19 protein-coding genes are annotated in these 20388 nt (G+C 67.4%); 10 read left to right on the top strand and 9 right to left on the bottom strand.

Translation table 11 applies throughout. The features are described 5' to 3' along the window. Positions 1 to 17: 17 nt before the first annotated feature. The 6 genes from murJ to trxA all read left to right on the top strand — a co-directional run bounded on the left by murJ (position 18) and on the right by trxA (position 7140). A complete protein-coding gene (murJ, locus tag PXH83_RS14395; protein ID WP_274560535.1) occupies positions 18 to 2195 on the top strand; it encodes a murein biosynthesis integral membrane protein MurJ in 2178 nt (725 codons plus the stop codon). Between the two features lie 121 nt (positions 2196 to 2316). Next, complete coding sequence (locus PXH83_RS14400) at positions 2317 to 4032, top strand: protein kinase family protein (RefSeq protein ID WP_274560536.1); 1716 nt, start codon at positions 2317 to 2319, stop codon at positions 4030 to 4032. Positions 4033 to 4060: 28 nt separating this feature from the next. Then, on the top strand, positions 4061 to 4765 hold the full coding sequence (gene sigM, locus PXH83_RS14405; RefSeq protein ID WP_274560538.1) for an RNA polymerase sigma factor SigM: 705 nt from the start codon (positions 4061 to 4063) through the stop codon (positions 4763 to 4765). Next, positions 4762 to 5646: a zf-HC2 domain-containing protein gene (locus tag PXH83_RS14410; RefSeq protein WP_274560539.1), complete on the top strand. Its 885-nt coding sequence runs from the start codon at positions 4762 to 4764 to the stop codon at positions 5644 to 5646. Before sigM ends, PXH83_RS14410 begins: the two co-directional genes overlap by 4 nt. A 124-nt stretch (positions 5647 to 5770) precedes the next feature. Further along, positions 5771 to 6745, top strand: coding sequence for a thioredoxin-disulfide reductase (gene trxB, locus PXH83_RS14415; protein ID WP_274560540.1), 975 nt, complete (start codon positions 5771 to 5773; stop codon positions 6743 to 6745). A gap of 47 nt (positions 6746 to 6792) precedes the next feature. Then, on the top strand, positions 6793 to 7140 hold the full coding sequence (trxA, locus tag PXH83_RS14420) for a thioredoxin (RefSeq protein ID WP_274560541.1): 348 nt from the start codon (positions 6793 to 6795) through the stop codon (positions 7138 to 7140). 79 nt (positions 7141 to 7219) lie between these two features. On the opposite strand, the gene PXH83_RS14425 is transcribed toward trxA, so the two are convergent. The 9 genes from PXH83_RS14425 to rpmH all read right to left on the bottom strand — a co-directional run bounded on the left by PXH83_RS14425 (position 7220) and on the right by rpmH (position 14027). Then, the gene (locus PXH83_RS14425; protein WP_274560542.1) at positions 7220 to 7837 is read right to left on the bottom strand and encodes a GNAT family N-acetyltransferase; all 618 of its coding nucleotides are present in this window, start codon (positions 7835 to 7837) and stop codon (positions 7220 to 7222) included. Positions 7838 to 8143: 306 nt separating this feature from the next. Further along, entirely contained in the window at positions 8144 to 9241 is a 1098-nt protein-coding gene (locus tag PXH83_RS14430; RefSeq protein ID WP_274560543.1) for a ParB/RepB/Spo0J family partition protein, read from the bottom strand. Then, positions 9238 to 10314 (bottom strand): ParA family protein, encoded by a 1077-nt coding sequence (locus PXH83_RS14435; RefSeq protein ID WP_214920737.1) that lies wholly within the window; start codon positions 10312 to 10314, stop codon positions 9238 to 9240. Before PXH83_RS14435 ends, PXH83_RS14430 begins: the two co-directional genes overlap by 4 nt. Positions 10315 to 10567: 253 nt before the next feature. Next, complete coding sequence (gene rsmG / locus PXH83_RS14440) at positions 10568 to 11284, bottom strand: 16S rRNA (guanine(527)-N(7))-methyltransferase RsmG (protein WP_274560544.1); 717 nt, start codon at positions 11282 to 11284, stop codon at positions 10568 to 10570. A 105-nt stretch (positions 11285 to 11389) separates the two neighbouring features. Beyond that, entirely contained in the window at positions 11390 to 11902 is a 513-nt protein-coding gene (locus PXH83_RS14445) for a Jag family protein (RefSeq protein WP_274560545.1), read from the bottom strand. Between the two features lie 15 nt (positions 11903 to 11917). Further along, the gene (yidC, locus tag PXH83_RS14450) at positions 11918 to 13153 is read right to left on the bottom strand and encodes a membrane protein insertase YidC (protein WP_274560546.1); all 1236 of its coding nucleotides are present in this window, start codon (positions 13151 to 13153) and stop codon (positions 11918 to 11920) included. Between the two features lie 3 nt (positions 13154 to 13156). After that, positions 13157 to 13498, bottom strand: coding sequence for a membrane protein insertion efficiency factor YidD (gene yidD, locus PXH83_RS14455; protein ID WP_214920697.1), 342 nt, complete (start codon positions 13496 to 13498; stop codon positions 13157 to 13159). Next, positions 13495 to 13869 (bottom strand): ribonuclease P protein component, encoded by a 375-nt coding sequence (rnpA, locus tag PXH83_RS14460; protein ID WP_214920696.1) that lies wholly within the window; start codon positions 13867 to 13869, stop codon positions 13495 to 13497. Before rnpA ends, yidD begins: the two co-directional genes overlap by 4 nt. 20 nt (positions 13870 to 13889) lie before the next feature. Next, complete coding sequence (rpmH, locus tag PXH83_RS14465) at positions 13890 to 14027, bottom strand: 50S ribosomal protein L34 (protein ID WP_078606731.1); 138 nt, start codon at positions 14025 to 14027, stop codon at positions 13890 to 13892. A gap of 360 nt (positions 14028 to 14387) precedes the next feature. On the opposite strand from rpmH, the gene dnaA reads away from it, so the two are divergent. The 4 genes from dnaA (at position 14388) to recF (ending at position 20380) form a co-directional block, all read left to right on the top strand. Continuing rightward, positions 14388 to 16190 carry a chromosomal replication initiator protein DnaA gene (gene dnaA, locus PXH83_RS14470; protein ID WP_274560550.1) on the top strand — a complete coding sequence of 601 codons (1803 nt, stop codon included), beginning with the start codon at positions 14388 to 14390 and terminating at the stop codon, positions 16188 to 16190. Positions 16191 to 17031: 841 nt separating this feature from the next. Beyond that, on the top strand, positions 17032 to 18162 hold the full coding sequence (gene dnaN / locus PXH83_RS14475; protein ID WP_274560552.1) for a DNA polymerase III subunit beta: 1131 nt from the start codon (positions 17032 to 17034) through the stop codon (positions 18160 to 18162). 178 nt (positions 18163 to 18340) lie between these two features. After that, the gene (gene gnd, locus PXH83_RS14480) at positions 18341 to 19219 is read left to right on the top strand and encodes a phosphogluconate dehydrogenase (NAD(+)-dependent, decarboxylating) (RefSeq protein WP_214920693.1); all 879 of its coding nucleotides are present in this window, start codon (positions 18341 to 18343) and stop codon (positions 19217 to 19219) included. Positions 19220 to 19249: 30 nt separating this feature from the next. Next, entirely contained in the window at positions 19250 to 20380 is a 1131-nt protein-coding gene (gene recF, locus PXH83_RS14485; RefSeq protein ID WP_274560555.1) for a DNA replication/repair protein RecF, read from the top strand. Positions 20381 to 20388: the final 8 nt, after the last annotated feature.

The raw sequence follows: 20388 nt of genomic DNA on the forward strand, positions 1-20388 counted from the left end.
GCTCGAGGGGAGCACCAGTGAACGCGCCGTACGACGGTGACCGTGGACAAGGCGCGGGCGGCACTGCGCCTTCCAGGGGATTGCCCCCGGAGCCCACGGCAGCGGGCCATGTGCCATCGCCGCAGCAGCCCGAGACCGCCCAGGACCCGTATGTCCAGGACGCCTACAGCCACGACCCTTACCGGTCGCAGGACCCCTCCACGCAGGATCCGGTGACGGAGGCGCTCTACGACCGCGCCTCGCACCCTCCGCCGCCCCCGGGTACCTACCAGGAGCCACAGTCGCTGTACCAGCAGCCGTCCCCGCCGCAGCATGCGCCGAATCCGCGCGTATGGGCCCAGACCCCGCCGCCGGAGCCGGACGGCCCGTCGCGCCGTCTGCCGTACGGCGACGATGCCGCGACCACCCAGTTCGTGGGCGTGGACGACCTGGTCACACAGGCGGGCGAGGAGCTGCCGGAGCAGGATGCCTTTGCCCACCTCTACCGCGACCAGCAGGAGGCGGGCGGAGCCACTCCAGCGGCCGCTCCCGAACCGGCTCCGGCACCCCCGCCCAAGAAGCCCGCGGGCCGTGCGGCGAGCGTGCTGAAGTCGAGCGCGCTGATGGCGGCGGGCACGCTGGTCTCCCGCCTCACGGGTTTCGTACGCAGCCTGGTGATCACCGCGGCTCTGGGTGCGGCCCTGCTCGGTGACACCTTCACCGTGGCGTACACCCTGCCCACGATGATCTACATCCTGACCGTCGGTGGTGGCCTCAACTCGGTCTTCGTGCCGCAGTTGGTACGCGCCATGAAGAACGACGAGGACGGCGGCGTAGCCTTCGCCAACCGCCTCCTCACTCTCGTCATGGTCGTTCTCGGCGCCATCGTCGTCCTCGCCGTGTTCGGGGCGCCGCTCCTGGTCCACGCGATGTCGCCCACCATCGCCGACAACCCGGACGCCAACAGCGTCGCCGTCACTTTCGCCCGCTACTGCCTGCCCACGATCTTCTTCATGGGTGTGCATGTGGTCATGGGCCAGATCCTCAACGCCCGCGGAAAATTCGGCGCGATGATGTGGACGCCGGTCCTCAACAACATCGTCATGATCGTCACCTTCGGGCTGTTCATCTGGGTCTACGGCACCTCTGCCGAGTCCCAGATGGGCGTCGAGACCATCCCCGCGGAGGGCGTCAGGCTGCTGGGTATCGGCACCCTGCTCGGCCTTGTCGTCCAGGCCCTGGCGATGATCCCGTACCTGCGCGAGACCGGCTTCCGCTTCCGTCCGCGCTTCGACTGGAAGGGCCACGGCCTCGGCAAGACGGTCAAGCTCGCCAAGTGGACCGTTCTCTTCGTCCTCGCCAACCAGGCGGGCGTAGTCGTCGTCACCCAGCTCGCCACGGCGGCCGGCGCGGCCTCCGGCAAGGACGGCGCGGGCATCCTCGCCTACTCGAACGCCCAGCTGATCTGGGGCATGCCGCAGGCCATCATCACCGTCTCCGTCATGGCCGCCCTGCTGCCCCGCATCTCCCGCGCCGCACACGACAACGACCCGGGTGCCGTCCGTGACGACATCTCCCAGGGACTGCGCAACTCGGCCGTCGCGATCGTCCCCGTCTCCTTCGCGTTCCTCGCGCTCGGCGTCCCCATGTGCACCCTGCTGTTCGCCTCGACCGGCCACGAGGGCGCCCAGGCCATGGGCTTCATCCTGATGGCCTTCGCTCTCGGCCTCATCCCGTATTCCGTGCAGTACGTCGTCCTGCGCGGGTTCTACGCGTACGAGGACACCCGGACGCCCTTCTACAACACCGTCATCGTCGCCGCCGTCAACGCGGCGGCCTCAGCCGTCTGCTACGTCGTCCTGCCCGCCCAGTGGGCTGTGGTCGGCATGGCAGCCTCGTACGGCCTGGCCTACGCCATCGGCGTCGGTATCGCCTGGCGGCGCCTGCGCAACAGGCTGGGCGGCGATCTGGACGGCACTCACGTCCTGCGTACGTACGCCCGCCTGGCCGGGGCCTCTGTACCGGCCGCGATCCTGGGCGGCGCTGCCGGCTTCGGCATCATGCACGTCCTGGGCAGCGACGCCCTCGGATCGTTGGCTGCGCTGGTCGTCGGGGGGATCGTGCTGCTCGGCGTCTTCTTCGTCGCCGCGAAGCGGATGCGGATCGAGGAGCTCAACGCCATGGTGGGCATGGTGCGAGGGCGGCTCGGGCGCTAACCTCCGGGCGGGCCCCGCACAACCATCATCGGCCGCTGCGTGTCGTGCATAGCGCCGGACTGTGGGCACAATTGGCATGGCTGTTCAACAGCGCGCAACGGATGGGGAGGCAGGAACGACGGTGGCGGAACGTAGCACGGCTGCCGTCGACGTGGCCGACAACAGCGGTGATGAACCGCTGACCGCCAAGGCGGACAAGGCCACGGCCGACGGGGTGGCGGAAGCCCAGGACACAGCGGACGAGAAAAAGGGCGAAGCGGACGGCGAGGGACAAGGCTCCGAGACTCCCATCGCCACACCCGAGCTGCACAGTGGGCACAAGCTCGCCAGACGCTACCGGCTCGAAGAATGCGTCACCCGTCTGGACGGATTCAGCAGCTGGCGCGCAGTCGACGAAAAGCTCCGCCGCGCCGTGGGTGTCCACCTGCTGCCCGCGGACCACGCCCGGGCCAGGTCCGTGCTCGCCGCGGCCCGCTCGTCGGCGCTGCTCGGCGACCCCCGATTCGTCCAGGTGCTGGACGCGGTGGAGGAGAACGACCTCGTCTACGTCGTCCACGAGTGGCTTCCGGACGCCACAGAGCTGACGGCGATGCTCGCAGCGGGCCCGCTCGAGGCCCACGAGGCGTACCAGCTCGTAAGCCAGATCTCGCAGGCCATGGCGGCCGCCCACCGAGAGGGCCTCGCCCACCTCAAGCTCACCCCGGGCGCCATCCTGCGGACCTCGTCGGGCCAGTACCGGATCCGCGGGCTCGCGGTGAACGCCGCCCTCCGTGGCATCACATCCGACCGGCCGCAGCGCACCGACACCGAGGCGATCGGCGCACTGCTGTACGCCGCCCTGACACAGCGCTGGCCGTACGAGAGGGACGCGTACGGCCTCTCCGGGCTGCCCAAGGGCGTCGGGCTCATCGCCCCCGATCAGGTACGCGCCGGCATCCACCGGAGGCTCTCCGAGCTCGCCATGCGTGCCCTGGTCAACGACGGCGCCACCGCCTCGCGCCAGGATCCGCCCTGCACCACCCCGGACGAGCTGGCGAAGGCCGTCGCGGCGATGCCTCGCATCCGTCCGCCGGAGCCCACGTTCACTGCGCCACCGGAGTACCAGCGCACCACTTACCAGCAGGGCACCTACGGCAGGCCGAGCCCGCACTCCGGTGCGCAGGCCACCCAGCCTCTAGTGGCCGCCCCGCCCCGCCCGCTCCAGAGCCGTACCGGCAAGGTGCTCAAGTGGGGTGTGGCAGCGCTGCTCATCGCCGCCCTCGGCCTGGGCAGTTGGCAGCTGGCGGACACCCTCCTGGACCGGGGCCAGGAATCCGACGACAAGACGTCCTCGCAGACGAACAACGGCAAAGAGCCCAAGAGGCCCGACCCGAAGCCGCTCCGGATCTCCGACGCCCGCGTGTACGCCCCGAACGGCGACGGGATAGAGGCGGAGGACGTACCCCAAGCCATCGACGGCAATACAGGCACGGCCTGGATCACCCCGCAGTACAGGGGCTACGCCAACTTCGGCAATCTTCCGCAGCGCAAGGACGGCAGCGGGATAATCGTTGATCTCGGCAGCGCACAGGACGTGTCCGGCGTCGACATCGACATGTACCGCAGCGGTCAGACCGTAGAGGTGCTCGCAGCGGACGAGAATGCCTCGAATCCTTCCGCGCTCTCCGATTTTTCCCAGCAGATCACCGAACTGGAGCCGGCAGCAGGCAAGCTGGAAGCCACGCTCGACAAGCCCGTCCGGACCCGGTACATCCTGATCCACATCACATCGCTGCCGACCGACGGCTCACCCGGCGCCTTCCGTGGTGGAATCTCGGAGATCAAAATCACCGGCTGACCGCCACATCAGGGGAGGGGGCTCACCGTTGGACGACGTCACACTCGGCGACACAAGCGACCAGGATCTACTGGCCCGCCATGTCAAGGGCGACCCGGACGCTTTCGGTGAGCTCGTACGTCGTCACCGCGACCGGCTCTGGGCGGTAGCCCTCCGCACGCTGGGCGACCGCGAGGAGGCCGCTGACGCGGTTCAGGACGCCCTGGTGTCCGCCTACCGGGCCGCCCACACCTTCCGCGGCCAGTCCGCCGTGACCACCTGGCTGCACCGCATCACCGTCAACGCCTGTCTCGACCGAGCACGCAAGGCCGCGTCCCGCAAGACAGCGCCCGTCGACGACGCCGAGCGACTGGATCAGCTCCTCGAACCCCACGAGTCCGCCGAGGCTCCGGCAGAGCGCCAGGACCTCCACCGGGAACTGATCGCGGCTCTGGCCACCCTGCCCGTCGAGCAGCGGGCAGCCCTGGTGCTGGTGGACATGCAGGGGTACCCCGTCGCGGAGGCCGCGCGCGTCCTCGAAGTACCGACCGGGACCGTGAAGAGCCGCTGTGCGCGCGGCCGGGCACGACTGCTGCCACTACTCACCCATCTGCGCACGGATACCGGGGATAGCAATGACCTCGGTGGGGGAAGGAACCGGACGCACGGGGCATCCGTCCCACCGGCGTCGGGACGAAAAGATGCAGGACCAAGTGATCCTGCTGCTGTGAAGGGCGGAGGTGGGCGCGCATGACATCGACGGCCGGCACGACTCAGCACCCGGACGTCTCGGAGATCTCCGATCTCACCGAAGGCCTCCTCACCCCTTCCCGCACGGCGGACGTACGTCGCCATCTGGACGGGTGCGCGCTGTGCGCCGACGTACAGGCCTCTCTGGAGGAGATCCGCGGGCTGCTGGGCACACTGCCCGGTGCGCATCGGATGCCTGCTGATGTCGTCGGCCGTATCGATGCCGCACTGGCCGCCGAAGCGCTCCTGGACTCCACAGCGCCCGAAGAGACCGCTCCTGTTTCACGTGAAACAACGCCTGCCACGCGCGTTCCCGAAGTCGCCACCCCGGACCGCCCGGCGGGACGCCCCCGCGCGACCACAGGGCCCGGCCGAAACCGTCAGGCGACTCGCCGCCGCCGCAATGCCGTCATCGGGGCCGTCTTCGGGACGGCCGCAATCGGCATGGGATTGCTCCTGCTGCAGTCCGTCGGACCGTCGGGCGGTAATGGCTCGTCCACCGGTGGGGACGTCACCGCCTCGCAGGAGCGAGGGACAGCGTTCTCGAAGCCCGCTCTCGAGAACCGCGTGCAGTCTCTGATCGCCAAGCAGCCGATGTCGCAGGGCAAGCCCGAGAAGGCGCCGTCGGTCGATATCGAGAACACCCCCATGCGGGGGACGGATGTGTACGTGCCGCCGTGCGTGCAGGAGGGGATCGGCCGCAACGCCGTGCCGCTCGCCGCCGAGGAGGGGACGTACAACGGCAAGAGCGCCTTCCTCGTTGTGCTGGCGGACCCCACCGATGTCACCAAGGTGGAGGCGTACGTCGTCGACGCCGCCTGCGTCAATGAGACTCCGCCCGCCAAGGGCAAGGTTCTGCTGACGCAGGCCTACCCTCGCCGCTGAAACGCGCCCGAGTGGGCTCGGACACCTCGGGAATGCATGCCCCGTAGGATCCGTTGGGTGGGGTGAGAGTCCAAGACCAAGCCCCGTAGGCAGCAGGCAGTCCGCAGAGACGAGGAAAAAACCCGTGAGCGACGTCCGAAACGTGATCATCATCGGCTCCGGGCCCGCCGGCTACACCGCCGCGCTGTATACCGCGCGTGCGTCGCTAAAGCCGCTGGTATTCGAGGGTGCTGTGACCGCAGGCGGTGCTCTGATGAACACCACCGACGTGGAGAACTTCCCCGGGTTCCGAGACGGCATCATGGGCCCCGACCTGATGGACAACATGCGGGCCCAGGCCGAGCGCTTCGGCGCCGAGCTCGTTCCGGACGATGTCGTGTCGGTCGACCTCACGGGCGAAATCAAGACGGTCACAGACACCGCAGGCACCGTCCACCGTGCCAAGGCTGTCATCGTCTCGACGGGCTCCCAGCACCGCAAGCTCGGCCTCCCGCAGGAGGACGCACTCTCCGGACGCGGCGTCTCCTGGTGCGCCACCTGTGACGGGTTCTTCTTCAAGGACCAGGACATCGCCGTCGTCGGCGGTGGCGACACCGCGATGGAGGAAGCGACCTTCCTCTCCCGCTTCGCCAAGTCCGTGACCGTCGTCCACCGCCGGGACACCCTGCGTGCCTCCAAGGCCATGCAGGACCGCGCCTTCGCCGACCCGAAGATCAAGTTCGCCTGGGACAGCGAGTGCGCCGAGCTCCAGGGCGACCAGAAGCTTTCGGGCCTGACCCTGCGTGACACCAAGACGGGCGAGACCTCCCCGCTTGCTGTGACCGGACTGTTCATCGCCGTGGGCCACGACCCGCGCACCGAGCTGTTCAAGGGCCAGCTGGAGCTCGACGACGAGGGCTATGTGAAGGTCGACGCACCGTCGACGCGCACGAACCTGACCGGCGTTTTCGCGGCCGGTGACGTCGTCGACCACACCTACCGGCAGGCCATCACGGCTGCGGGGACCGGCTGCTCGGCCGCACTCGACGCCGAGCGCTTCCTGGCCGCCCTCGCCGACGGCGAGAAGGTCGCGGAACCCGAGAAGACCGCCACTGCCTGATCTGCCATTCCCCACCCCACACCCCACACGAAGTTAAGGAGGCTGCCGTGGCCGGCACCTTGAAGAACGTGACCGACGACTCCTTCGAGCAGGACGTCCTCAAGAGCGACAAGCCCGTTCTGGTGGACTTCTGGGCCGCTTGGTGCGGTCCGTGCCGCCAGATCGCCCCGTCCCTCGAGGCAATCGCAGCCGAGCACGGCGACCAGATCGAGATCGTCAAGCTCAACATCGACGAGAACCCGGCCACCGCTGCCAAGTACGGCGTGATGTCCATCCCGACTCTGAACGTCTACCAGGACGGCGCGGTCGCCAAGACCATCGTCGGCGCCAAGCCGAAGGCCGCGCTCCTCCGCGACCTCGGGGACTTCATCGGTGACGAGGTCGCCAAGGCCTGACCGCCTGGTCTCTGTTTCACGTGAAACACGTGTGGGCCCATCTCCCTTTACGGGGGATGGGCCCACGGCGTATGCGCCTTCACAACGGACGCAGCACCGGCTCCTTCTGAACCGCACCCAACAGCCTGTCCAATGCCAACTCGACGTCTTCCTTCCAGGAGAGCGTCGTCCGCAGCTCCAGCCGCAGCCGGGGATGCAGCGGATGGGGCCGTACGGTCTTGAATCCGACCGCCAGCAGATGGTCCGCCGGCAACATACAGGCGGGCTCAGTCCAGCGGGCGTTGCCGAATGCCTCAATGGCCTTGAACCCTCGCCGGAGGAGGTCCTTGGCGACGGTCTGCACTATCACGCGCCCCAAACCCTGACCTTGATAGCCGGGCATGATCCAGGCGGTCATCAGCTGCACAGCGTCGGGGGACACCGGGCTCGTGGGAAATGCCGTGGACCGCGGTACGTACGCCGGCGGTGCGTACAGCACGTATCCCACAGGAACATCGTCAACGTAGACGACCCGGCCACAGGAACCCCACTCCAGCAGGACAGCGGAGATCCACGCTTCCTTCTCCAGCTCGGGTGTGCCTGCCTTTACCGCTGCTTCTCCACTGACGGGATCAAGTTCCCAGAAGACACAGGCACGGCAGCGCTTGGGGAGATCCGGAAGATTGTCCAACGTGAGCGGTACGAGCCGTCGCCCCATGAAGGCTGTTCCTCACTTCCTTCGCCTGCCGCACTGCGGGCGGCCGTCAGCGCGCCCCGCTCCCGAATCAGGCTGCCGACGAAACCGCCGACCGCACCGAGACTGAGCCCTGCTGTCACCAGCTGGGTGCGGCTCACCGATCGCATGGCCACCGGCCTCCTTCTGAAGTGAACCAAGGTGGATGTGCCATACCAGAACGCATCGTATCCACCCATCGGTCGCACGGATACCGTAGGAAAGCAAAGGGCGGGCCGTGTTCAGGAACGCCCCGGACACAACCCGCCTCTGCAACGATTCTCCGAGGGATCAGTTCTCGTCGTCCTCTTCGCCTTCCTCGGCGGGTCCCCTCTCCAGGACCCGACCCTCCCCAGGGGCGAGCGTGCCGAGGATCCGGTCGAGATCTTCCATCGACGCGAACTCGACGACGATCTTTCCCTTCTTCTGCCCCAGATCGACCTTCACCCGTGTCTCGAACCGGTCGGAGAGCCGCGAGGCGAGACCGGAAAGCGCGGGCGACACCCGCGCACCGGCGCGCGGGCCCTTGGCCTTGGGGCTGCTCTGAGGACGTGAGCCCATCAGAGTGACAATCTCCTCGACAGCACGTACCGAGAGGCCCTCGGCAACGATCCGATGCGCCAGACGGTCCTGCTCCTCGGAGTCCTCAACCGCGAGCAGCGCCCTGGCATGCCCTGCGGACAGCACCCCGGCAGCCACCCTCCGCTGAACCGAGGGCGAAAGCCTGAGCAGTCGCAGCGTGTTGGAGACCTGCGGGCGCGAGCGCCCGATGCGGTCGGCCAACTGGTCGTGCGTGCAGTTGAAGTCCTTGAGCAACTGGTCGTACGCCGCAGCCTCTTCCAGCGGGTTCAGCTGAGCCCGGTGCAGGTTCTCCAGCAGAGCGTCGAGAAGGAGCTTCTCATCCTCCGTGGCGCGGACAATCGCCGGGATCCTCTCCAGGCCGACTTCCCGGCATGCCCGCCAACGGCGCTCCCCCATGATGAGCTCGTAGCGCTCGGGACCCAGCTGCCGTACGACGACGGGCTGGAGGAGGCCCACTTCCTTGATGGAGGTGACCAGCTCCGCGAGAGCGTCCTCGTCGAACACCTCTCGGGGCTGCCGGGAGTTCGGCTTGATGGAGTCCAGCGGCAGCTCGGCAAAGTGAGCACCGGCCACCTCCTCGGGACCCACCGGCTCCGGCACCTGCGCGGGAACTTCCGTTTCACGTGAAACGGGACCCGCGGGAAGCGCAGTGACCTTCGCGGCTGCCACGCCCCGCTCCGCGGTCATGACCGGCACCGCCGTAGGGGAAGTCGAGGCCGCCCCTGTCGGCGAACCCGGCTTCTCCTGCGAAGCCGCAGGGATCAGCGCACCGAGCCCCCGCCCCAGGCCTCTACGTCGCTCACTCACTGGATCCCCTCCGACATGCTCTGCTGGCTGTTCTGGGTGCCCGACTGGGCATGCTGCGGGTCGTAGTGCACTCCCACGCCACGCAGCGCAATCTCACGGGCCGCTTCAAGATACGAGAGCGATCCGCTGGAGCCCGGATCATAGGTGAGGACCGTCTGCCCGTAGCTCGGGGCTTCCGAGATCCGTACAGACCGAGGGATGCTCGTCCTGAGCACCTCTTTGCCGAAGTGCGTGCGCACCTCGTCGGCCACCTGGGAGGCGAGCCGGGTCCTGCCGTCGTACATGGTCAACAAGATCGTCGACACATGCAGGTCGGGGTTGAGATGCCCTCGCACGAGATCGACGTTCCGCAGGAGCTGCCCCAGGCCCTCGAGTGCGTAGTACTCACACTGAATGGGGATCAGGACCTCGGCGCCGGCGACCAGTGCGTTGACGGTCAGCAGGCCCAGCGAGGGCGGACAGTCGATGAGGATGTAGTCCAGCGGCTGCTCGTACGCCAGGATCGCCCGCTGCAGTCGGCTCTCGCGCGCCACAAGCGACACCAGCTCGATCTCCGCACCTGCGAGATCGATGGTGGCCGGCGCGCAGAAAAGACCTTCGACATCCGGGACCGGCTGGACCACTTCGGAGAGCGGCCTGCTGTCCACCAGGACGTCATAGATGGAGGGGACTTCGGCGTGATGGTCGATCCCCAGCGCCGTGGAGGCGTTGCCCTGCGGGTCGAGATCGACCACCAGAACACGGGCACCGTGGAGCGCGAGTGATGCAGCCAGGTTGACCGTTGTCGTGGTCTTCCCGACGCCACCCTTCTGGTTGGCAACCACCATGATCCGTGTCTGCTCAGGCCGGGGCAGGCCCTCGCCGGCACGGCCAAGAGCTTCTACCGCCAATTGGGCAGCACGACCAATGGGGGTGTCGTCCATCGGGGGCGGTGTTTCACGTGAAACATCCTCCCCCGCCGACTCGGTACGGGGACCGGGGACCGGATCGGTCATCGGTCCCGCGATGTTGGCGTCGGACCGCAAGGATTCACTCTCCTCGACTTCAGGCTCGCAATGCACAGAGCCTGCCATGCTTTCGGGGTCATGAACCAGCGAGGCCCGTTCTTCTGTGGAGTAATCCACGCCTGTGGACAACTTCGTAACCCTCACGGGTCTACGGTCGCGCGGCTCGGCAGCCGCACGACCGCGGCTGATGATTCCATGCAGCAGAGAGCGACGTTTCACGTGAAACACGATGCACCGGCTGCGCAGCTACACCTTCACGACACTCCGAAATGCGTACGTATGGCAGCTTGTATGGAGCATCGCTGATAGACAGGGAAGATCAACGGCGGCGGCGCGTACGCCCAGTCCGCGCTGCCTTGGCCCGCTTCGCCGCGAATCGCACCCCTCCGGGGCTCTCCCCGACCTCCACACGCACCACCGTCGAGAGCGGATCGACCACTCCCTCGCCGACATGCAGCACTTCGGTCTTCACTACTCCGAGCTTGCTCAGAGCAGAACGTGTGCTCTTAATCTCTTCTTCCGCGGTGTCACCCTTGAGCGCCAGCATCTCACCGTACGGACGTAGCAGGGGTACTCCCCAGCCGGCCAGTCGGTCCAGCGGCGCGACCGCCCGAGCCGTCACCACATGGACGGGCGGCAGCTTGCCGAGCACTTCCTCGGCCCTACCCCGGACGACCGTCACATGGTCGAGGCCCAGCAGCTCGACGACTTCCTGGAGGAAGTTCGTACGCCGCAGCAGCGGTTCCAGCAGAGTGATCTTCAGGTCCGGGCGGACGAGCGCGAGCGGGATACCGGGGAGCCCGGCACCCGAGCCCACGTCGCAGACCGTGACGCCTTCGGGGACGACCTCGGAGAGCACCGCACAGTTCAGCAGATGCCGCTCCCACAGACGCGGCACCTCACGAGGACCGATCAGACCTCGCTCGACCCCGGCATCCGCGAGCAGTTCCGCGTACCGGACGGCCTCTGGAAAGCACTCACCGAATACCGCCCGTGCCTCTTCAGGCGCCTGGGGAAGCGCTGCTTCCTCCGTCACGGGGACCGTCCTTCCGTACCGCGCTACCGAACTGGTGGCTGACTATCAGGCTGACAAAGATCGGCCCCGCCTGCGAACAGACGGGGCCGAAAGGCAATGGACCGGTCAGGCCGGAAGCACAACGACGAAGCGCTGCGGCTCCTCGCCCTCGGACTCGCTGCGCAGACCCGCGGCCGCGATCGCGTCGTGCACGACCTTGCGCTCGAAGGGCGTCATCGGGTTCAGCTTCACCGGCTCACCGGTGCTCTTCACCTCGTCCGCGGTCTTGGCACCGAGCTCCGCGAGCTCTTCGCGCTTCTTGGCCCGGAATCCCGCGATGTCGAGCATCAGCCGACTGCGGTCCCCGGTCTCGCGGTGCACGGCGAGACGCGTGAGCTCCTGAAGTGCCTCAAGCACCTCACCGTCGCGACCCACGAGTTTCTGCAGATCACGGCTGCCCGCGTCACTGATGATCGAGACCGCGGCCCGGTCTGCCTCGACGTCCATGTCGATGTCGCCGTCGAGGTCGGTGATGTCGAGCAGACCCTCGAGGTAGTCGGCCGCGATTTCCCCTTCCTGCTCGAGGCGGGTCAGGGTGTCGCCACCCTCAGCGGCCGCGGAGGTGGTGCCTTCCGTCACGGGATGGACTCCTTATTACTTCTTGGACGGGTGCTTGGGCCGCTGCTGGCCCTTGCGCTGCCCGGACTTGGCTTGGCGTGCGGAACCGGGAGCGGACTTACCGGCCGGCTTGGGCTTGGCGTCCTGCGGCTCGTCCTTCTGCAGCGAAGTCTTCGCCGAAGGCTCAGTGCCGGCCTGACGCTGCGCCTTGGTCAGACGCTTGGGCTGCTGCCGCTTCGGGCCCGACTCCGGTGTCGTGCCGTCCTCGGCCTCGACCTCGGGCTCACCCTTCGCCACAGTGCCGTCAGGCTGAATAGTCAGCCGCGCCAAACCAAGGCCCTTGACGAACTTTCGCTCGGCCTCGTTGCGCTCACGGCCCTTGGCGGCAATCACCTTGATGACGTTGCGCTCGCGCCGGCTGCGCACCTTGCCGTGCTTGACGATCGACTTCTGCATCCGCTCCAGCAGGTGAGCCTGCGCCTTGCTGCCCGGGGTCGGATTGCCGTGGATCACGTACATCTGCTGGCCCATGGTCCACACGTTGGTGGTCAGCCAGTAGACGAGGACACCCACGGGGAAGTTGACGCCCATCACGGCGAACATGACCGGGAAGATGTACATCAGCATCTTCTGCTGCTGCATGAACGGCGTCTTGACCGACAGATCGACGTTCTTCGTCATCAGCTGGCGCTGCGTATAGAACTGCGACGCCGACATCAAGATGATCATGATCGCTGTGATCACGCGAACATCGGTCAGCGAGGCGTCGAACTTGACCATGTCCGCCGCGCTGTCCGTGAACTTCGCGGCCAGCGGAGCGCCGAAGATGTGCGCCTCACGGGCGCTCGCCAGCAGCGAGTCATTGATAACGCCTACGGTCTTGCCCGAGGCAATGCTGGAGAGCACGTGGTACAGGGCGAAGAAGAACGGCGACTGCGCCAGGATGGGAAGGCACGAGGAGAGCGGGTTGGTACCCGTCTCCTTGTACAGCTTCATCATCTCTTCGGACTGACGCTGCTTGTCGCTCTTGTAGCGCTCCTGGATCTTCTTCATCTCAGGCTGGAGCGCCTGCATGCCGCGCGTCGACTTGATCTGCTTGACGAACAGCGGGATCAGACAGATCCGGATAAGCACCACGAGCGACACGATGGACAGACCCCAGGCCCAGCCCGTGTCAGGTCCGAAGATCGCCCCGTACATCGTGTGGAATTGGACGATGACCCACGAAACAGGTGTGGTGATAAAGCTGAACAGACTGGCAATCGTGTCCACTAATCAGGCTCCTTGAGCATTGGGCGAGGTCTCTGCAGCCAGGTTGGGCTCAGCGGCGGAGTACTGCCCGCCCTTGGTGTCGCGGTTGCCGCTCCACGCATTGCGCAGCGCTTCGTGCCAACGCGGACGTTTGCGCGGCGGGACATGGTCCACACCGCCGGGCGACCACGGATTGCACCGCAGAATGCGCCAGGCGGTCAGGGCCGTGCCCTTCACCGCACCATGCCGGTCGATGGCCGTAAAACCGTAGTGGGAGCACGACGGGTAATAGCGGCACACAGGCCCGAGCAACGGACTGATCGTCCACTGGTACAGCTTGATCAAAGCCAGCAGCGGGTACTTCATCGCGCGCCCCCTCCCAGCAGCCGCTGAAGGGCGGCATCCAGGTCTTGGGCCAGCTGTGCATGGTCGGCATCGCCTGCTCCGGGCAATGCCCGTACGACAACCAGGCTACCGGGGGGCAGCTGGGACAACCGATCGCGGACAAGGTGGCGAAGTCTCCGCTTCACCACGTTGCGTACGACTGCGTTGCCGACGGCTTTGCTGACGACGAAACCCGCACGCGTCGGGGGAACGCTCTCCCCAGGCGCGTGCGGGTCCGTTGAACCGCTGCTGCGTAGATGGACGACGAGGAGCGGGCGACCGGCCCTGCGTCCTCGGCGTACCGCGGTCGCGAAGTCCTCGCGCCGCCTCAGCCGATTCTCGGTAGGCAGCACGTCATGACTCGTTTACGAGATCAGGCGGAAAGGCGGGTGCGGCCCTTGCCACGGCGGGTCGCCAGGATGGCGCGACCGGCGCGGGTGCGCATGCGCAGGCGGAAGCCGTGGGTCTTGGCACGACGACGGTTGTTCGGCTGGAAGGTGCGCTTGCTCACTCGGGGGCTCCAGAAATGAATCGGGTGATGGCGGGACATCGCCTGGCTGTCACCGTGCGCCCACGAGGAAGCTCGCAACGCCCGTGTGCACCGCTTCACGACCACAGATCGTGATCTTTGCCCATCGGAGGCAGGCGGCAGCAGCCATCGACAACTCGACCTGGTCACGGTACGCGCGGCTACGCCATCCGGTCAAACCGGGTCTTCGCCGTGGTCCACTATGCACAGCCTGTGGACAACAACTTGAACCGCGTGACGCGCCCCGACTACCGTGGCTGAACTTGGATTCCTTTCCTGCCTGTCCTTCCCATCCCGTCCCAAGAACCACACATTCGTGGGACCTGTGAGAGAGCGTGCCCTGTGGCTGACGTACCTGCCGATCTTGCCGCAGTGTGGCCACGGGTGCTGGAGCATCTCCTCGGAGAGGGGCAGCAGGGCATCGAACCCAAGGACAAGCAGTGGATCGAGCGCTGCCAGCCGCTCGCCCTGGTGGCCGACACCGCACTGCTCGCCGTCCCCAACGAATGGGGCAAGCGCGTCCTCGAAGGCCGGCTCGCCCCGCTCATCAGCGAGACCCTGAGCCGCGAGTGCGGCCGTCCCATCCGGATCGCGATCACCGTCGACGATTCGGCGGGAGATCCCGCCCCGCCGCCGGCCCCGTCCACGCAGCAGTCCCAGCAGCCCCGGTACCAGGGGCCGTCGCACGACGAGTCGCAGCAGCAGTCTCAGCACGAGCCGTACGACGGCTACGGGCACCGGCCCGCCGCCGATGATCTCCCGACCGCCCGGCCCGCGTACCCCGATTACCGGCAGCCGCGCCACGAGCCGGGTGCCTGGCCGGGCCCGCAGGAGGACCACGGCTGGCAGCAGCCCCGGCTCGGCGGCTACCAGGAGCGCGACCCGTACACCGGACGCCCCCAGCAGCACGACTACCGGCCGCAGGCACCCGAGCGCCAGCAGTACGAGCAGCCGCATTACGACCAGGCGCCGCGTCACGAGCGCCAGCTCGACCGCCGCGACCACCAGGACCAGCAGGCGCCGCACCGCGGCGGCCCCGGCTCCTCGCCGACCGGCGGGGCCCCCGGGCCCCTGGCCGCCCAGCCCTCGTCGCCGCCCGGTCCTGGCGAGCCGCACGCCCGCCTGAATCCGAAGTACCTCTTCGACACCTTCGTCATCGGCTCGTCCAACCGCTTCGCGCACGCGGCCGCGGTCGCCGTCGCCGAGGCGCCGGCGAAGGCGTACAACCCTCTCTTTATTTATGGGGAGTCGGGACTCGGAAAAACGCATCTGCTGCACGCGATCGGGCACTACGCGCGGAGCCTCTACCCCGGGACGCGCGTGCGCTATGTGAGCTCCGAGGAGTTCACGAACGAGTTCATCAACTCGATCCGCGACGGCAAGGGCGACGCCTTCCGCAAGCGCTACCGCGACGTGGACATCCTGCTTGTCGACGACATCCAGTTCCTCGCGAGCAAGGAGTCGACGCAGGAGGAGTTCTTCCACACCTTCAACACGCTGCACAACGCGAACAAGCAGATCGTGCTGTCCTCCGACCGGCCGCCCAAGCAGCTGGTGACGCTGGAGGACCGGCTGCGCAACCGCTTCGAGTGGGGCCTGACCACCGACGTACAGCCGCCGGAGCTGGAGACGCGCATCGCGATCCTCCGCAAGAAGGCGGTGCAGGAGCAGCTCAACGCTCCGCCGGAGGTGCTGGAGTTCATCGCGTCCCGTATCTCGCGCAACATCCGCGAGCTGGAGGGCGCGCTGATCCGGGTGACGGCCTTCGCGTCGCTCAACCGGCAGCCGGTGGACCTCGGGCTCACCGAGATCGTGCTCAAGGATCTGATCCCCGGCGGCGAGGACGCGTCGCCCGAGATCACCGCGAGCGCCATCATGGCCGCGACCGCCGACTACTTCGGGCTGACGGTGGAAGACCTCTGCGGATCCTCGCGCAGTCGTGTGCTGGTGACGGCCCGGCAGATCGCGATGTACCTGTGCCGTGAGCTGACCGATCTCTCGCTGCCCAAGATCGGCGCCCAGTTCGGCGGCCGCGACCATACGACCGTGATGCACGCCGACCGCAAGATCCGCGCGCTGATGGCCGAGCGGCGCTCCATCTACAACCAGGTCACCGAGCTCACGAACCGCATCAAGAACGGCTGACACGGCCGCGTAGAACAGCGTCGGAAGGGCGCCCCGGGACGAACTCCCGGGGCGCCCTTCGTCGTTCGGACCCTCTTCGGTCTCTCTGCGGTGTTCGAATACGCACCCGCATGGCTCTGTTCTCCACAGAACAGGGGAGGATGTTCCGTCCACACCCTGGGGACTCCCAAGTTGTCCAGAGTGGGTCCACAGGTCCGGTTGTCCAGACTTGATCACCCCAGGTCAGGTGGTTGGGGATTTGTGGTCAACCGCCCTCCACAGGCTGTGGACAGAAAAACTGTCCACAGGGCGTGATCAAGGTTGTCCACTGCCGGCCCACAGGCAGGATGATGTTGTGCACAGCTTCTCCACACCCCTGTCCACTGTTCGGCAACGAAACACCCGGGCTCACTGCGTCGAGTGAAAGCCGTCACACCAAGGGGGTCGGTTGGGCTGTGGGGAACGTGGGTAAAGCTGGGGACAGCACTGGGGAGAACTCCCACCGGCCTGTGCACCGGCTGTGCAGAACTTTCGCGTGTCCACAGAAACCCCGGGTTGTCCACGGGCTGCGCCCACAGGGGCGGTGGACAAAAAAGCGCCCCTGACCTGCGAATACGGGGTTATCCACCGTTTCCACAGGCCCTACTACTACTCCCACTTAGAGTTAGCTCGGAATTCGCTTGGAAGAAGGGCCTGTGCACAACTCGAGCCCGGAGCCTCCAGGACGTCTCGCCGCGACTTGACCCCGAGCCGCACCGACTGTCGGTGCCGTGCGTCAGACTGGTCCCCGGCGACACAGCCAGACGACCCCAGACGACGACGGCCAGCAGGGCGAGCCAGCAACAAGCAGGAGGCGGTTCCGGTGAAGATCCGGGTGGAGCGCGATGTACTCGCGGAGGCGGTGGCCTGGACGGCTCGCAGCCTCCCGGCCCGTCCGCCGGTGCCCGTCCTCGCGGGCCTTCTTCTGAAGGCGGAGGACGGCGCTCTCAGCCTCTCCGGCTTCGACTACGAGGTCTCGGCGCGGGTCTCGGTCGAGGCGGACGTGGAGGAGGACGGCACCGTTCTCGTCTCCGGCCGGCTTCTCGCCGACATCTGCCGCGCCCTTCCCAACCGGCCGGTGGAGATCTCCACAGACGGTGTACGGGCGACCGTGGTCTGCGGTTCCTCGCGGTTCACACTCCACACGCTGCCTGTGGAGGAGTACCCGGCACTTCCGCAGATGCCGACCGCGACCGGCACCGTTCCTGGTGAGGTCTTCGCCTCCGCCGCCGCCCAGGTGGCCATCGCCGCCGGCCGCGACGACACGCTGCCCGTCCTCACCGGCGTACGCATCGAGATCGAGGGCGACTCGGTCACGCTGGCCTCCACCGACCGCTACCGCTTCGCGGTCCGCGAGTTCCTGTGGAAGCCGGAGAACCCGGAAGCCTCCGCTGTCGCGCTGGTGCCCGCCAAGACTCTGCTGGACACCGCCAAGTCGCTGACCAGCGGTGACACGGTCACCATCGCGCTCTCCGGCTCCGGTGCGGGCGAAGGCCTGATCGGTTTCGAGGGCGCCGGCCGACGTACGACCACGCGACTGCTCGAAGGTGACCTGCCGAAGTACCGGACGCTCTTCCCGACCGAGTTCAACTCGATCGCCGTCATCGAGACCGCCCCGTTCGTCGAGGCCGTCAAGCGTGTGGCTCTGGTCGCCGAGCGGAACACGCCGGTGCGGCTCAGCTTCGAGCAGGGCGTGCTGATCCTCGAAGCGGGTTCGAGCGACGATGCACAGGCTGTGGAGCGGGTCGACGCCAACCTCGACGGCGACGACATCTCGATCGCCTTCAACCCGACGTTCCTGCTGGACGGCCTGAGCGCGATCGACTCCCCGGTCGCCCAGCTCTCCTTCACGACGTCCACCAAGCCGGCGCTGCTCAGCGGCAGGCCCGCGATGGATGCCGAGGCGGACGAGGCGTACAAGTACCTGATCATGCCGGTGCGGCTCTCGGGCTGACCGCTCGCTGCCCCCGCGCATCGACGCAGTCCCTGCGCCGACACAGTGCGCTGATGGGGCGGCACAGGCCCGGTGCCCTGGTGGCCCCGGGCCTGCTGATGCCAGTCAGATCCTCCCAGCGGGCCGGGCGTAGGCTCGTTCTCGGGTACGAATCGCCACAACGCTTAAGGAATCTCTGATGGAGCTCGGTCTCGTCGGCCTCGGCAAGATGGGCGGCAACATGCGTGAGCGCATCCGCCGCGCAGGCCACACCGTCATCGGTTACGACCGCAACCCGGACGTCGCCGATGTCCACAGCCTTGAGGAGCTTGTGGCCAAGCTCAAGGGCCCGCGAGTCGTGTGGGTGATGGTCCCGGCCGGTGCTGCGACCCAGTCCACCATCGACGAGCTTTCCGAGCTGCTGGAGCCCGGAGACGTCGTCGTGGACGGCGGTAACTCCCGCTGGACGGACGACGAGAAGCATGCCGTCGAGCTCGGCATCAAGGGCATCGGCTTCGTCGACTGCGGCGTCTCGGGCGGCGTCTGGGGCCTGGAGAACGGCTACGCGCTGATGTACGGCGGCGACGCCGAGAACGTGGCGAAGGTCCAGCCGGTCTTCGACGCCCTCAAGCCCGAGGGCGATTTCGGTTCGGTGCACGCGGGCAAGGTCGGCGCCGGCCACTTCGCGAAGATGGTCCACAACGGCATCGAGTACGCCATGATGCAGGCGTACGCCGAGGGCTGGGAGCTGCTGGAGAAGGTCGACTCCGTCACCGATGTGCGCGAGGTCTTCCGGTCCTGGCAGGAGGGCACGGTCATCCGTTCCTGGCTGCTCGACCTGGCCGTCAACGCTCTCGACGACGACGAGCACCTGGACCAGCTCCGCGGATTCGCCGCCGACTCCGGTGAGGGCCGCTGGACCGTCGAGGCCGCGATCGACAACGCGGTGCCGCTGCCCGCGATCACCGCGTCGCTGTTCGCGCGCTTCGCGTCCCGTCAGGAGGACTCCCCGCAGATGAAGATGATCGCTGCCCTGCGCAACCAGTTCGGCGGTCACGCGGTCGAGTCCAAGAAGTAGTTCAGAGCTGGAAGAAGGTCGGCGTACACCATGCATGTCACGCATCTGTCGCTGGCCGACTTTCGCTCGTACGCCCGGGTCGAGGTCCCTCTCGATCCGGGCGTCACAGCTTTCGTGGGGGCCAACGGCCAGGGCAAGACGAATCTCGTCGAGGCGGTCGGCTACCTCGCGACGCTCGGCAGCCATCGGGTCGCCTCGGACGCCCCCCTGGTACGGATGGGTGCGGAGCGTGCCGTCATCCGGGCCGCCGTCACCCAGGGCGAGCGGCAGCAGCTCGTCGAGCTGGAGCTGAATCCCGGCCGCGCGAACCGGGCTCGTATCAACAGGTCTTCGCAGGTCAGGCCGCGTGATGTGCTCGGGATCGTACGGACCGTGCTGTTCGCGCCCGAGGATCTGGCGCTGGTCAAGGGCGATCCGGGCGAGCGCCGACGGTTTCTCGACGAGCTGATCACGGCACGTTCGCCGCGCATGGCGGGTGTGCGGTCGGACTACGAGCGGGTGCTGAAGCAGCGCAATACGCTCCTGAAATCGGCCGCGATGGCACGCAGGCACGGCGGCCGCTCCATGGATCTGTCGACCCTCGACGTCTGGGACCAGCATCTGGGGCAGGTCGGTGCGGAGCTGCTCGCTCAGCGGCTGGATCTGATCGCGACGCTGCAGCCGATGGCGGACAAGGCGTACGAGCAGCTGGCACCGGGCGGGGGCCCGGTGAGCCTGGACTACCGCAGCTCCGTGGGTGAGGGCATAGCGGCGGCGCACACCCGTGAGGAGCTGTACGAGCAGCTGATCGCGGCACTGGCCGATGCCCGCAAGCAGGAGATCGAGCGGGGCGTGACGCTGGTCGGCCCGCACCGCGACGACCTGGTGCTCAAGCTCGGGCAGCTGCCTGCCAAGGGGTACGCGAGCCACGGCGAGTCCTGGTCGTACGCGCTGTCGTTGCGTCTTGCCTCGTACGACCTGCTGCGGGCCGAGGGCAACGAGCCGGTGCTGGTGCTCGACGACGTTTTCGCGGAGCTGGACGCGCGGCGCCGCGAGCGGCTGGCGGAGCTGGTGGCGCCGGGCGAGCAGGTGCTGGTGACGGCGGCGGTGGACGACGATGTGCCGAGGGTGCTGGCGGGCGCTCGGTACGAAGTGTCCGGTGGCGAGGTGGCGCGGGTATGAGCGCGGAG

Source organism: Streptomyces spiramyceticus (assembly GCF_028807635.1).
In the GTDB taxonomy this organism is placed as follows: Bacteria; Actinomycetota; Actinomycetes; order Streptomycetales; family Streptomycetaceae; genus Streptomyces; species Streptomyces spiramyceticus.

Bases quoted from the DNA above. Each gene is read 5' to 3' on its own strand.
- PXH83_RS14410 (WP_274560539.1), top strand. From the start codon at position 4,762: ATGACATCGACGGCCGGCACGACTCAGCACCCGGACGTCTCGGAGATC.
- PXH83_RS14425 (WP_274560542.1), bottom strand. From the start codon at position 7,837: ATGGGGCGACGGCTCGTACCGCTCACGTTGGACAATCTTCCGGATCTC.
- PXH83_RS14435 (WP_214920737.1), bottom strand. From the start codon at position 10,314: ATGGCAGGCTCTGTGCATTGCGAGCCTGAAGTCGAGGAGAGTGAATCC.
- yidD (WP_214920697.1), bottom strand. From the start codon at position 13,498: ATGAAGTACCCGCTGCTGGCTTTGATCAAGCTGTACCAGTGGACGATC.
- gnd (WP_214920693.1), top strand. From the start codon at position 18,341: ATGGAGCTCGGTCTCGTCGGCCTCGGCAAGATGGGCGGCAACATGCGT.
- recF (WP_274560555.1), top strand. From the start codon at position 19,250: ATGCATGTCACGCATCTGTCGCTGGCCGACTTTCGCTCGTACGCCCGG.